Source organism: Kocuria dechangensis, from assembly GCF_014636775.1.
Lineage (GTDB): Bacteria > Actinomycetota > Actinomycetes > Actinomycetales > Micrococcaceae > Kocuria > Kocuria dechangensis.
This window is the reverse complement of record NZ_BMEQ01000011.1, coordinates 37,961-49,511: the sequence shown is the minus strand read 5'-3', so window position 1 is coordinate 49,511 and position 11,551 is coordinate 37,961. Positions and strand designations below refer to the sequence as shown.

Below are 11,551 nucleotides of genomic sequence, written 5' to 3'. Positions count from 1 at the left end.
GGGGGGGGGCTCGTCCGGTGCCGGCCCGGTCCCTGCCGTCCCTGCGACCTGGCAGACTCGGGCCCATGGACCAAGCAGACCTGCCCGGGTGGCTGGAGATCATGCGGGCCGTCGGGCTGGCCTTCGGCCCCTTCCTGGTGTTCGGCTCCGCGGTCATCGCCGCGGTCATCGCCTGGCGGGCGTACCGCCAGCGCAAGGAGGCCGACGAGCGGGCGGAGTGGTGGCGCCGGACCCAGTGGGCGATCGACTACGCCGTGGACGAGGAGGAGGAGAAGGCGGAGATCGGGGTGGAGGCCCTGGACCTGCTCGGTGTCTCACCGCTGGCGTCGGCGGAGGACAGGGAACTGCTGGAGACCTTGTTCGCCCAGGTCGCTGCGACCAGAGCGGCGCGCTCGTACAATGGGGCCAGCACGTCCGACGCGGAAGGACCGCGCCCCCGGTGGAGATTCCCCTGGGCCCGGAGAGGGGAGTGACCCCATGACGCAGATCGCGCCCAGGCGCCGCGAGAGCCTCACCGACGCCGCCCGCCGGCTGCTGACGGAGAAGCCCGACGGCACCTACGACGTCCGCATCCCGTACGAGAACCGCACCGTCACGGTGACCAGCGGGAGCAACGCCTGGATCATCGCCAAGGCCGCCGCCGCCAAGATGCGCATCGCCGCCGAGTAGCTCCTCGGTGCGCCGCCCTCCGGGCTCGATCCGCCGGCGCGGCACCGCACGGAGGACCCGGCGACGCACTACCGGGACCCCGTGGCCGGCCCACCACCCCCGCCAGGCCCCGGCGGGCCCTCCTGCGGACCGGCGTCCGCGTCGGGACCGTCGTCCAGGCGGCGGAGCCGCTCGGTGAGCTCGGCCACCCGGAGCCGCAGCGCCGCCACCTCCGCAGGGTCCACGGGAGAGCCGGGCTCCGGGTTCCCCTGCGGCGACGGTCCCGGAGCGTCCGTCCCGGCCACGGCCGCACCCACCGGGCGCTCGCCGGTGACCGTCGTCCGCCGCGCCGTCACGGCCTCGACCAGCCACGACGCCAGCAGCGCGGTGACCAGCCCGAAGACCGCGACCCCGCCCAGCATGAGCACCCCGCCGACCACACGCCCCGGCGGCGTGACGGGGTAGAGGTCGCCGTAGCCCACGGTGCTCATCGTGCTCACCGCCCACCACGCCGCGTCGCCGAGGGTCCCGATGTTCGCGCCGGGGGCGCCGCGCTCGGCGTCGAGCACGGCCACGGAGCCCACCGCGCCCAGGAGGCCCGCACCGCCGACCAGGTACACAGCCACCCGCCCCCGCAGGTCCGCCGCCGCGCGCCGGTTGACCACGACCACCAGCGCCGCCAGCCGCACCAGCTCCAGCTGCCGGAACACCGGGAACGCGAGCGCCACCAGGTCCACCAGGTGTCCGGCCACGAACGCCCGCCGGTCCCGCGCCCGCACCAGCCGCGCCAGGTAGTCCACGACGAACAGCACCCACACCGCCACCAGCACCGCCCGGCACGCCAGCACCACCGCCGGCGCCAGACCCGGGTCCAGGACCGGCCACGCCCACGCACCCAGGAACAGGACCGCCGCGGCCGTCCGCGCCCGCCCCGACACCCGGTCCCAGTCCGTCCCGCCCCGCGCCCGCCGCCCCGGCCCGTGCCGCTCCATGCCCCCGATCATCGCCCCGTCCCGGCACCCGCGCCACCACGTGTCGGCCCACCATGAGAAACTGGGACCCGACCCACCCGCGCGGCCGTACGGCCGCTCCGACCCCAGGAGACGGCCATGACCCCCGCCCGGCGCCCCGCCCCCGCCGCCGGACCCAGCTGGCGCGACGTCGAGCCTGCCCCGCTGATCCTGCTCACCGGCCCGGAGGACTACCTCGCCGCCCGCGCCCGCGACCGGGTGCGCGCCGTCCTCAAGGAGCAGCGCGGACCCGTCGAGCTCAGCACCCTCGACGCCGCCTCATACGCCCCCGGCCAGCTCGCCGCGCTCGCGAGCCCCTCCCTGTTCGACGACGCCAAGCTCATCCACGTCCTCAACCTCGCCGCCATGAACGACGACTGCCTCGCCGACGCCCTGGCCTACGTGAAGTCCCCGGACCCGGACGTCGTCGTCCTCTGGGAGCACAGCGGCGGCAACCGCGGCAAGAAGCTGCTGGACGCCCTCAAGGCCGCCGGCGCCGCCGTGGTCGAGTGCAAGCCCCTCAAGAGCGACCGCGACAAGAGCGACTTCATCCAGACCGAGTTCCGCTCCCACCGCCGCCGCATCGACCCGGACGCCGCCCGCGCGCTGGCCGCGGCCGTGGGCAGCAGCACCGCCGAGCTCGCCGCCGCCTGCGCGCAGCTGCTCTCCGACGGGCCCGAGTCCATCACCTTCGACGACGTCGAGAAGTACTACGGCGGCCGCGTGGAGGCCACGGCCTTCAAGGTGGCGGACGCCGCCCTGGCCGGCCGCGTCGAGACCGCGCTCAAGCTCTGGCGCCAGGCCCTGGACACCGGTGTGGACCCCGTGCCCATGGTGGCGGCCCTGGCCGCGAAGATGCGCACGATCGCCCAGGTGCACGGCACCCGCGGCGGGGCGAACCAGCTCGCGCAGCGGATCGGGGCCGCCCCGTGGCAGGTGGAGCGCGCCCAGGAGGAGTCACGGCGGTTCTCCGAGGCGGACCTCGTGCGGGGGCTGCGCGCGCTGGCGGAGGCCGACGCCCAGGTGAAGGGCGAGGGCCGGGACCCGGCGTACGCCGTCGAGCGGGCCATCACCACGATCGCGCTCTCCGGCCGTCGCTGACCCGCTGCGGTTGTGCGTGTTCGACGTCGCCTGCGCGGTTGCACCTGCTGGTTCGCCGCCGGGTGGTCAGGAGCGTGGTCGTCCGGCGTGCCCGCATCCGTGGCACGACCCGCACCGTGGGACTCGCTCTCAGCGCGGGCAACGGTCGCTCGCGCTCCTGCTTCCGTCATGCGTCGCCGCCCTGGCACGGCAGCCGGACCATCGTCTGCTGGTGGATGCGGCGGCCGTGCTCTCGCAGGCCTGGGATGAGCGCAGGATCCCCGTGACGGACGAACCCGACGCTCTCGAAGAACGAGACCGCGCGCGTGTGCAGGAAGACCTCGCGGAGTTCGTTCAGGTCCTCCGGCTGGAAGGCGCGGACGGACACCGGGGAAGACGTCGGCGCCGCCCTCTCACACGGTCCTGAGCGAGGCGAAGAACGCCCGCAGCTCGGCGGTGAAAAGGTCGGGGACCTCGAGGGCCGCGAAGTGCCCGCCTTCGGGAAGATCGCTGAAGCGGTGGACGGTGACGAACCGCTCGGCCCACTCCCGGGGGAACCGGGCCTCCCTGGGGAACCGGGCGACCCCCGCCGGGATCGTGCTGCGACCAGCGGTGGGCGAGTCGCCGGCGAACGCTGCCCGGACGTCCTCCTGGTACATCTGCATCGAGGTCTTCGCCGTCTCTGTGACCCAGTACAGCGTGAGGTTGGTGAGCAGCGACTCCCGGCCGCCGAAGGCCTCCTCGACCCGGTGGGAGTCCGCGCCGGTGTTGATGAAGCTCAGCATCCAGGCGGCCAGGCCGGCGGGGGAGTCGTGGAGCGCCGGCGCCAGCGCGTTCGGCTTGGTCATGTGCAGCCCGGCGTAGGCGCCCTCGGTGAACCACCAGCCCTGGATGAACTCGGCGAAATCCTGCTCGGCCGGCGACAGGTCGGTCTCCTGGCCGGTCGGGTAACCGACGTCGGTCAGGTGGATTCCGGTCATCCGCTCGGGGTGGCGCAGCGCCAGAGCCATGGTCACGCCCTGGCCCACGTCGCCGCCGGCCGCGGCGAAGCGGTCGTAGCCGAGCTGTGTCATGAGCCGGGCCCACAGCCCGGCGACGGCGGTGCTCCCCATGGCCACGCGGTCGGAGAAGCCGAAGCCGGGGATGGAGGGAACGACGACGTCGAAGGCGTCTGCGGCGCTGCCGCCGAACCGCTCGGGGTCCGTCAGCATCGGGACGACTTTGTGGAAACGGTGGAAGGAGTCCGGCCAGCCGTGGGTGAGCAGGAGGGGCGTCGGGCGGGGACCCACGCCTCGCGCGTGCACGAAGTGGACGCGGACGCCGCCGACGTCGGCCCGGAACTGGGGCAGCTCGTTGAGTGCGGCCTGCTGGGCTCGCCAGTCGTAGTCGCGCTCCCAGTAGTCGCACAGCTCACGCAGACGGGGGAGGTCCACCCCCCGGCCCCAGTCGTCCCCCTCCGACGGGTGCGGCCATCGCGTACGGGCCAGACGGTGGCGCAGGTCCTCGATGACGTCGTCGGGAACGGCAATGGAAAACGGCTCGACGGTGGACATGACATTCTCCCCGCGATGTGGAACGGAATGCGCTGCTGCGGTCAGGCTAGCCGAACGGAATGCTGCGTTCCGCAGGCCACGCTGGACGCCGCCGGGCACATGAGCGCCGCCCAGCAGCGCGGGCGGCCCCGGACATGACGGAGGCCCCGTCCCTTCCAGGGACGGGGCCTCCGCGCGGTCCGCCGGTGCGGCGGTCAGACGCGTTCCGGGGAACGGGAAGTCAGATCTTGGCGACGCGCTTGGCCAGACCGGACTTCTTGTTCGCCGCGTTGTTCTTGTGCAGGACGCCCTTGCTGACGGCCTTGTCGAGCTTGCGGGAGACGATGCGCAGGGCGTCGGCAGCGGTCTCCTTGTCGGAGGAGGCGACGGCCTCGTCGACCTTGCGGACGAGGGTCTTCAGCTCGGACTTGTAAGCGTTGTTGCGAAGACGCGCCTTCTCGTTGGTGAGGATGCGCTTCTTCTGGGACTTGATGTTGGCCACGTAAAACTCCTTGGCGATGGGTGCGGAATTCGGTCAGTGAGGGCAAACAGGACGGACATGAGACGGAGCGGGAGTGGGGACACCCGAGTGGCGACCGCCCTGCAGTGCCCGACGACCAGCGCGGACACACAGCAGGACAGTCTAGCAGAAGATCGCCGCTGACCGCCGTGGTGCGACGCGCCGGACGGGCGGGCAGGAGGGGGTTCAGCCGCGGCGGCGGCGCAGCTCCTCCGCCACCGACCGGAACCGGTCCTCGGGCAGGACGGCGCCCTCCCTGCGGACGTCGGCGGGCAGCACCTGCAGCACCCGGTCGAGCTTCACCTCGGAGGGGCGGCCGCGGGAGTCCCACGGCCCGGCGCCCACGTCGACGTAGTCGGGGTCCCGGGCCACGTGGTTGGAGCGGTCCCGGGAGGTGAGCATGAGGCACAGCAGCCGGTCGCCGGCACGGTCGACGACCAGGACGGGGCGGTCCTTGCCGCGGCGGTGGTCCTCCTCGAACGGCACCCACGTCCACACGACCTCGCCGGGGTCCGGCTCCCCGTCGGACAGAGGCCGGTAGGACGGGTGCAGGGGACCGGTCCAGTCGCCGGGATAGGGCTCGCTGAGCCCCTCGCCGAGCCCCTCGGGGCGGGGCGCGGTCCGCGGCCCGGCGGGAGCCGGGGCGGGGGAGCGGCGCCTGCCGGTGCCCGCGCGGGTCCCCGGGCGGGCGGCCTCCGAGCGCTGGTAGACGTCCAGGGCGCGGGCGGCGAGCCGTCCCAGGGAGCGCAGGGTGAGCTTCATGCGCCCCACTCTAGCCACGGGTCCGGCCACGGGTTCCCCGCCCGCGGCCGGCCAAATGGCCCCCCACCGGCAAACGTGGGAAACTGGACAGCTGAATCCCCGGCACGGTCCCCGTTGCCGCCAGTCCCCAGGACATCCCCGGAAGCGGCACGCTCCCGGAGAAAGGACCGCCCGTGTCACCGCTGGCCGTCAACGCCCCGGTTCCCGCTTCGACGGACCCGTCCATCCTCCGCAACTTCTGCATCATCGCCCACATCGACCACGGCAAGTCCACGCTGGCGGACCGGATGCTGCAGGCCACCGGCGTGGTCACCACGCGGGAGATGAAGGAGCAGTACCTGGACCGGATGGACATCGAGCGCGAGCGCGGGATCACCATCAAGTCCCAGGCCGTGCGGATGCCGTGGAACCTCGCGGGCACCGACTACGCCCTGAACATGATCGACACCCCCGGCCACGTGGACTTCACCTACGAGGTCTCCCGGTCGCTGGCGGCGTGCGAGGGCGCGCTGCTGCTGGTGGACGCCGCGCAGGGGATCGAGGCGCAGACCCTGGCCAACCTGTACCTGGCCATGGAGAACGACCTCACGATCATCCCGGTTCTCAACAAGATCGACCTGCCGGCCGCCCAGCCGGAGAAGTACGCCGAGGAGCTCGGCAACCTCATCGGCGCGGATTCCGAGGACGTGCTGCGGGTCTCCGGCAAGACCGGCGAGGGCGTCGAGGCCCTGCTCGACCGGATCGTGGAGCTGGTCCCCGCCCCGCAGGGCGACGCGGACGCCCCGTCCCGGGCGATGATCTTCGACTCCGTCTACGACACGTACCGCGGGGTGGTCACCTACGTCCGCGTGATCGACGGGAAGCTGACCCCGCGCGAGCGGATCAAGATGATGTCCACGGGCGCCCAGCACGAGCTGCTCGAGATCGGCGTGATCTCGCCCGAGCCGAAGCCGACGGCGGGCCTGGGCGTGGGCGAGGTGGGCTACCTCATCACCGGCGTGAAGGACGTGCGCCAGTCCCGGGTGGGCGACACCGTCACCAACTACCAGAAGCCCGCCACCGAGTCCCTGGGCGGCTACGAGGACCCGAAGCCCATGGTCTTCTCGGGGCTGTTCCCGATCGACGGCTCGGACTACCCGGTGCTGCGCGACGCCCTCGACAAGCTCCAGCTCAACGACGCCGCGCTGGTCTACGAGCCCGAGTCCTCCGCGGCGCTGGGCTTCGGCTTCCGCTGCGGATTCCTGGGCCTGCTGCACCTGGAGATCGTCCGCGAGCGCCTCGAGCGCGAGTTCAACCTGGACCTGATCTCCACCGCGCCCTCCGTGAGCTACAACGTCACCCTCGAGGACGGCTCGGAGCGGGTGGTCACCAACCCGTCCGAGTTCCCCTCGGGCAAGATCGCCGAGATCCGCGAGCCCATGGTCGCAGCCACCGTGCTCGCCCCGTCCGAGTTCATCGGCGCGATCATGGAGCTGTGCCAGACCAAGCGCGGCCAGCTCAAGGGCATGGACTACCTCTCCGAGGACCGGGTGGAGCTGCGCTACCGCCTGCCGCTGGCCGAGATCGTCTTCGACTTCTTCGACCAGCTGAAGTCCCGCACCAAGGGCTACGCCTCCCTGGACTGGAAGGCCGAGGGCGAGGAGGCCGCCGACCTCGTGAAGGTCGACATCCTCCTGCAGGGCGAGCCGGTGGACGCGTTCAGCGCCATCACGCACCGGGACAAGGCGTACTCCTACGGCGTGATGATGACCGGGAAGCTCCGCGAGCTCATCCCGCGCCAGCAGTTCGAGGTCCCCATCCAGGCCGCCATCGGTTCCCGCGTCATCGCCCGCGAGAACATCCGGGCGATCCGCAAGGACGTGCTCTCCAAGTGCTACGGCGGCGACATCTCCCGCAAGCGCAAGCTGCTGGAGAAGCAGAAGGAGGGCAAGAAGCGCATGAAGATGGTCGGCCGCGTGGAGGTCCCCCAGGAGGCGTTCGTGGCGGCCCTGTCCTCCGACGAGGCCGGGGACAAGAAGGACAAGAAGAAGTAGTGGCCCCCGCCCAGCCCGAGGGCCTGCCCGCCCCGCTGGACGGGCGCCTGCCCCCCTCCGCGGCGGAGGGCTCCGCGGGGCGCGCGCTCAGCCTGTACGTGCACGTGCCGTTCTGCGCGGTGCGCTGCGGCTACTGCGACTTCAACACCTACACGGCCACGGAGCTCGGCCCGGACGTGTCCCAGGACGTGTACGCCGCCGACGCCGCCGCGGAGGTCCGCTGGGCCCGCCGGGTGCTGGAGGACTCCGGGGTGGCGGTGCGGCCCCTGCACAGCGTGTTCTTCGGCGGCGGCACCCCCACGCTGCTGCCCGCCGCCGACCTCGCCGGGATCCTCGCCGTCGCCCGGGAGACCTTCGGGCTCGACGACGGGGCGGAGGTCACCGTCGAGGCCAACCCCGACTCCGTGACCCCCGGGTCGCTGCGGGTCCTCGCCGAGGCCGGGGTCACCCGGGTGTCCTTCGGGATGCAGTCGGCGGTCCCGCACGTGCTCGCCGTCCTGGACCGCACGCACGACCCCGAGAACGTGCCCCGGGCCGTGGAGTGGGCGCGGGAGGCCGGACTGGGCGTGAGCGTGGACCTGATCTACGGGGCGCCGGGGGAGTCGCTCGCCGACTGGGAGCGCTCGGTGCGCACCGCGGTGGGGTACGCGCCCGACCACGTCTCGGCCTACTCCCTCATCGTGGAGGAGGGCACGAAGCTCGCGGCCCGGATGCGGCGCGGGGAGATCGCCCCCATCGACGAGGACGACCAGGCGGACAAGTACGAGCTCGCCGACCGGATCCTGGCCGGGGCCGGGTTCGAGTGGTACGAGGTGAGCAACTGGTCCCGCGGCACGGACACGGCCGAGGCGCGGGCCCGCCGCAGCCGGCACAACCTCGCGTACTGGCACAACCAGGACTGGTGGGGGATCGGCCCCGGCGCGCACTCGCACGTGGGCGGGACGCGCTGGTGGAACCTCAAGCACCCCGTGCCCTACACCCACCGGGTGCGGGCGGGGGAGTCACCGGCCGCGGGCCGGGAGATCCTGGACGCGCAGACCCGCCACCTGGAGCGCGTGATGCTCGAGGCGCGGATCCGAGACGGGCTGCCCGTGGCGGCGCTCGACGACGCCGGGCGCACCGCGGTGGCCGGCCTGATCGCCGACGAGCTGGTGGACCCGGCGGCGGCCCTGCGCGGGACGCTCGTCCTGACCCTCCGGGGCCGGCTGCTGGGGGACGCGGTGGTGCGGCGGCTGCTCGGCTGAGCGGGGCCGCCCGCCGCGCCCGGGCGGGTCAGCCGCGGCGCTGCTGCCACCGCTCGGCCAGCCGGTCGTAGAGCCGGGTGTTGAGGCGGTAGACGTGCGGCTCGCCGCGGTTGACGTGGATCCCGCCGTTGAGCGAGCCGATCGCCAGCAGCAGCCACGCGGCCGCGGCGGCGAGCGCGAAGACCCAGCCGACGAACGGCACGGGCGCGAGCAGCACGCCGATCAGCACCACGAGCGACGGCAGCAGCGTGAAGTTCATCGCCTCGTGCGACTCCTGCTCCGTGAACCGGCCGCGGCCGCGGAAGACCCGGTGGATGAGGAACGAGGGGAGGAAGCCCACCACGCCCCCGAAGTGCGCGAGCGTGGCCCACTGGTGGTCCTCGGCGACGGTCAGCGGCTGGGCGACCGGCGAGAGACCCTCGAACGGGGTCTCGGCGTGGTCATGGCTGGAGCGGGGGTCGGTCTGGACGGGCAACGGGTGTCCTCCGGGCTCTGACCGCGCGGGGGCGGGGTCGGTGGAATGGTGTGCGCCCATTCTACGGGTGCGGGCCCCGCGCGACCGGTGCCGGGGGCGGGGGCGGGCGGCAGTGTGACGTCATGCGCGGCAGCCGGTGCCCCTGCCGGCCCCCGGGGCGCTCAGGCGCCGGGGGCGGTGAGGAAGTCGATGAGCTCCTCGACGCGGCCCAGGAGGGCGGGCTCGAGGTCGGCGTAGCTGTCCACCCGGGAGAGGATGTGCTGCCAGGCGCGGCCGAGGTCGCCCGGGCTGCGGTGGGGCCAGCCGAGGGCGGACGCGATCCCCGTCTTCCAGTCGGTGCCGCGCGGGACCACGGGCCACGCGTCGATCCCCAGGGCGCGCGGCCTGACGGCCTGCCAGATGTCTACGTACGGGTGGCCCAGCACCAGGACGTTGCCCGCGGCGCCCGGCAGGCGCATGGTCTGCTCGGCGATCCGGGACTCCTTGGAGCCCGGCACCAGGTGGTCCACGAGGATCCCCAGCCGGCGCCCCGGGCCGGGACCGAACTCCTTCACCGCGCCCGGCAGGTCGTCCACGCCGTGCAGCGGCTCCACGACGATGCCCTCGACCGCGAGGTCGTGGCCCCACACCTTCGCCACGAGCTCGGCGTCGTGGTAGCCCTCCACCCAGACGCGGGAGGCCTTGGCGGTGGCGGCGCGCAGCCCCTCCACCGCCACGGACCCGGAGCGGGTGCGCGCGGCCTTCCGGGCCACCGGGGCCCGCCGCGGCTCGACGACGGTCACGGGCGCGCCCTCGAGGAGGAAGCCGGGGCCCAGCGGGAACGCCTTGACCCGTCCCCGGCGGTCCTCCAGGCCCATGACCCGCATCCCGCCGATGGTCTCCAGGGACACGACGGCGCCCACCCACCCGGTCGTGACGTCCTCCAGGAGCAGCCCCGGCGCGACCGGCACCTCCGCGGACGCCGGCCGGCGGCGGGCCAGGGCGTCGTCGTCGAGGCTGCGCGGCCCCCAGCCGTAGTCGCTCATGCTCGTGTCCTCCCGTGCGCGGTCCCGCACGGGCGGCGCGGACCAGCCGGAAGCGTACCAAACGCCCCCGGACGCACGACCGGCGGCACGGGGCTACACTGGACCGGTGCTAGCACTGTCCGTCCCCGAGTGCCAGACGCCCGGGGCAGCCACGACCCGAGGGGGAGGAGCGACGTGAACCATCCGAGACGACTGCAGATCCTGCAGGCCATCGTGGAGGACTACGTGCACTTCCAGGAGCCCGTGGGCTCCAAGGCCCTCGTGGAGCGGCACAGCCTCGGCGTCTCCCCGGCCACCGTCCGCAACGACATGGCCGTGCTCGAGGAGGAGGGGCTGATCACCGCCCCCCACACCAGCTCCGGGCGGATCCCCACCGACAAGGGCTACCGCACCTTCGTGGACCAGATCGCCGCCGTGAAGCCCCTGTCCGGGCCCGAGCGGCGCGCCATCCAGAGCCTGCTCGACGAGGCCGCCGACCTCGACGACGTCATGGAGCGCACCGTCCGGCTGCTGGCCCAGCTCACGCACCAGGTCGCGGTCGTGCAGTACCCCCAGGCCTCCGGGGTCACCGTCCGGCACGTGGAGGTCGTGGACCTCGGCGAGGGCCGCGTCCTCGTCGTGCTCATCCCCACCAACGGGCGGGTCGCCCAGCGGGTCGCCGTCCTGCGCGGACCCCTCGACGAGGCCGGGCTCATGGAGCTGCGCGCCCGCGTGCTCGCCGCCGTCGTGGGCCGCTCCCTGACCGACGTGCCCGACGCCCTGACCGTCATGGTCGCCGGCATGGCGCCGCCGTCGCGGCCCGCCGCCGCCGCCGTCGCCGAGACGGTCGCGGCCCTGGCCGCCGGCGGCACGGAGCACCGGATGGTCATGGCCGGCACCGCCAACCTCGCCCGGGCCACCGGGGACTTCCACCTCAGCATCGGACCCGTGCTCGAGGCCCTCGAGGAGCAGGTGGTCATGCTCCGGCTGCTCTCCGAGATGGAGCAGGACGCCCGCGGCGTCGCCGTCCGGATCGGCGCGGAGAACTCCGCCGGGCCCCTGTCCGAGGCGGCGGTCGTGGCCACCGGCTACGGCCCGGAGTCCCAGTCCAAGGTGGGCGTGGTGGGCCCCATGCGCATGGACTACCCCTCCACGATGGCCGCCGTGCGCGCGGTCGCCCGCTACCTCTCCCGTATCCTCGGGGGCTGACCCCCGGGGAGCCACGGTTCCCCCGCAACACCTC

Annotated in this window: 13 protein-coding genes; 6 read left to right on the top strand and 7 right to left on the bottom strand. The window is 73.4% G+C overall.

Annotated features, from left to right (window positions below; translation table 11 throughout):
- The first annotated feature begins 65 nt into the window (after window positions 1-65).
- Both IEW07_RS11290 and IEW07_RS11285 read left to right on the top strand, forming a co-directional pair.
- The gene (locus IEW07_RS11290) at window positions 66-473 is read left to right on the top strand and encodes a hypothetical protein (protein ID WP_188537279.1); all 408 of its coding nucleotides are present in this window, start codon (window positions 66-68) and stop codon (window positions 471-473) included.
- 4 nt (window positions 474-477) lie between these two features.
- Window positions 478-669: a hypothetical protein gene (locus tag IEW07_RS11285; RefSeq protein WP_188537277.1), complete on the top strand. Its 192-nt coding sequence runs from the start codon at window positions 478-480 to the stop codon at window positions 667-669.
- Window positions 670-737: 68 nt separating this feature from the next.
- On the opposite strand, the gene IEW07_RS21630 is transcribed toward IEW07_RS11285, so the two are convergent.
- A complete protein-coding gene (locus IEW07_RS21630) occupies window positions 738-1,640 on the bottom strand; it encodes a potassium channel family protein (protein WP_308738228.1) in 903 nt (300 codons plus the stop codon).
- A gap of 117 nt (window positions 1,641-1,757) precedes the next feature.
- Between IEW07_RS21630 and holA the strand changes: the two genes are divergently transcribed.
- Entirely contained in the window at window positions 1,758-2,759 is a 1,002-nt protein-coding gene (gene holA, locus IEW07_RS11275; protein ID WP_188537275.1) for a DNA polymerase III subunit delta, read from the top strand.
- 166 nt (window positions 2,760-2,925) lie between these two features.
- Here holA and IEW07_RS11270 read toward each other — a convergent pair whose 3' ends face one another.
- The 4 genes from IEW07_RS11270 to IEW07_RS11255 form a co-directional block, all read right to left on the bottom strand.
- A complete protein-coding gene (locus IEW07_RS11270; protein WP_188537273.1) occupies window positions 2,926-3,126 on the bottom strand; it encodes a hypothetical protein in 201 nt (66 codons plus the stop codon).
- A 25-nt stretch (window positions 3,127-3,151) separates the two neighbouring features.
- On the bottom strand, window positions 3,152-4,291 hold the full coding sequence (locus tag IEW07_RS11265) for an epoxide hydrolase family protein (RefSeq protein ID WP_188537271.1): 1,140 nt from the start codon (window positions 4,289-4,291) through the stop codon (window positions 3,152-3,154).
- A 220-nt stretch (window positions 4,292-4,511) separates the two neighbouring features.
- A complete protein-coding gene (gene rpsT / locus IEW07_RS11260; protein WP_188537269.1) occupies window positions 4,512-4,772 on the bottom strand; it encodes a 30S ribosomal protein S20 in 261 nt (86 codons plus the stop codon).
- Between the two features lie 204 nt (window positions 4,773-4,976).
- The gene (locus tag IEW07_RS11255) at window positions 4,977-5,552 is read right to left on the bottom strand and encodes a type II toxin-antitoxin system PemK/MazF family toxin (RefSeq protein WP_188537267.1); all 576 of its coding nucleotides are present in this window, start codon (window positions 5,550-5,552) and stop codon (window positions 4,977-4,979) included.
- A gap of 173 nt (window positions 5,553-5,725) precedes the next feature.
- Here IEW07_RS11255 and lepA point away from each other — a divergent pair, with 173 nt between their 5' ends.
- Complete coding sequence (gene lepA, locus IEW07_RS11250) at window positions 5,726-7,585, top strand: translation elongation factor 4 (RefSeq protein ID WP_188537265.1); 1,860 nt, start codon at window positions 5,726-5,728, stop codon at window positions 7,583-7,585.
- On the top strand, window positions 7,585-8,829 hold the full coding sequence (hemW, locus tag IEW07_RS11245; protein WP_188537263.1) for a radical SAM family heme chaperone HemW: 1,245 nt from the start codon (window positions 7,585-7,587) through the stop codon (window positions 8,827-8,829). Before lepA ends, hemW begins: the two co-directional genes overlap by 1 nt.
- A 28-nt stretch (window positions 8,830-8,857) precedes the next feature.
- Here the strand turns inward: hemW and IEW07_RS11240 are convergent, their stop codons facing one another.
- Together IEW07_RS11240 and IEW07_RS11235 are read right to left on the bottom strand one after the other, a co-directional pair.
- The gene (locus IEW07_RS11240) at window positions 8,858-9,304 is read right to left on the bottom strand and encodes a DUF4870 domain-containing protein (protein ID WP_188537260.1); all 447 of its coding nucleotides are present in this window, start codon (window positions 9,302-9,304) and stop codon (window positions 8,858-8,860) included.
- 161 nt (window positions 9,305-9,465) lie between these two features.
- Window positions 9,466-10,329: a DUF3097 domain-containing protein gene (locus IEW07_RS11235; protein ID WP_188537258.1), complete on the bottom strand. Its 864-nt coding sequence runs from the start codon at window positions 10,327-10,329 to the stop codon at window positions 9,466-9,468.
- A 174-nt stretch (window positions 10,330-10,503) separates the two neighbouring features.
- Here IEW07_RS11235 and hrcA point away from each other — a divergent pair, with 174 nt between their 5' ends.
- Window positions 10,504-11,517, top strand: a complete 1,014-nt coding sequence (gene hrcA, locus IEW07_RS11230) for a heat-inducible transcriptional repressor HrcA (protein ID WP_188537256.1) — start codon at window positions 10,504-10,506, stop codon at window positions 11,515-11,517.
- Window positions 11,518-11,551 lie beyond the last annotated feature (34 nt).

Bases quoted from the DNA above. Each gene is read 5' to 3' on its own strand.
- IEW07_RS11290 (WP_188537279.1), top strand. From the start codon at position 66: ATGGACCAAGCAGACCTGCCCGGGTGGCTGGAGATCATGCGGGCCGTC.
- IEW07_RS11285 (WP_188537277.1), top strand. From the start codon at position 478: ATGACGCAGATCGCGCCCAGGCGCCGCGAGAGCCTCACCGACGCCGCC.
- IEW07_RS21630 (WP_308738228.1), bottom strand. From the start codon at position 1,640: ATGGAGCGGCACGGGCCGGGGCGGCGGGCGCGGGGCGGGACGGACTGG.
- holA (WP_188537275.1), top strand. From the start codon at position 1,758: ATGACCCCCGCCCGGCGCCCCGCCCCCGCCGCCGGACCCAGCTGGCGC.
- IEW07_RS11265 (WP_188537271.1), bottom strand. From the start codon at position 4,291: ATGTCCACCGTCGAGCCGTTTTCCATTGCCGTTCCCGACGACGTCATC.
- IEW07_RS11255 (WP_188537267.1), bottom strand. From the start codon at position 5,552: ATGAAGCTCACCCTGCGCTCCCTGGGACGGCTCGCCGCCCGCGCCCTG.
- IEW07_RS11235 (WP_188537258.1), bottom strand. From the start codon at position 10,329: ATGAGCGACTACGGCTGGGGGCCGCGCAGCCTCGACGACGACGCCCTG.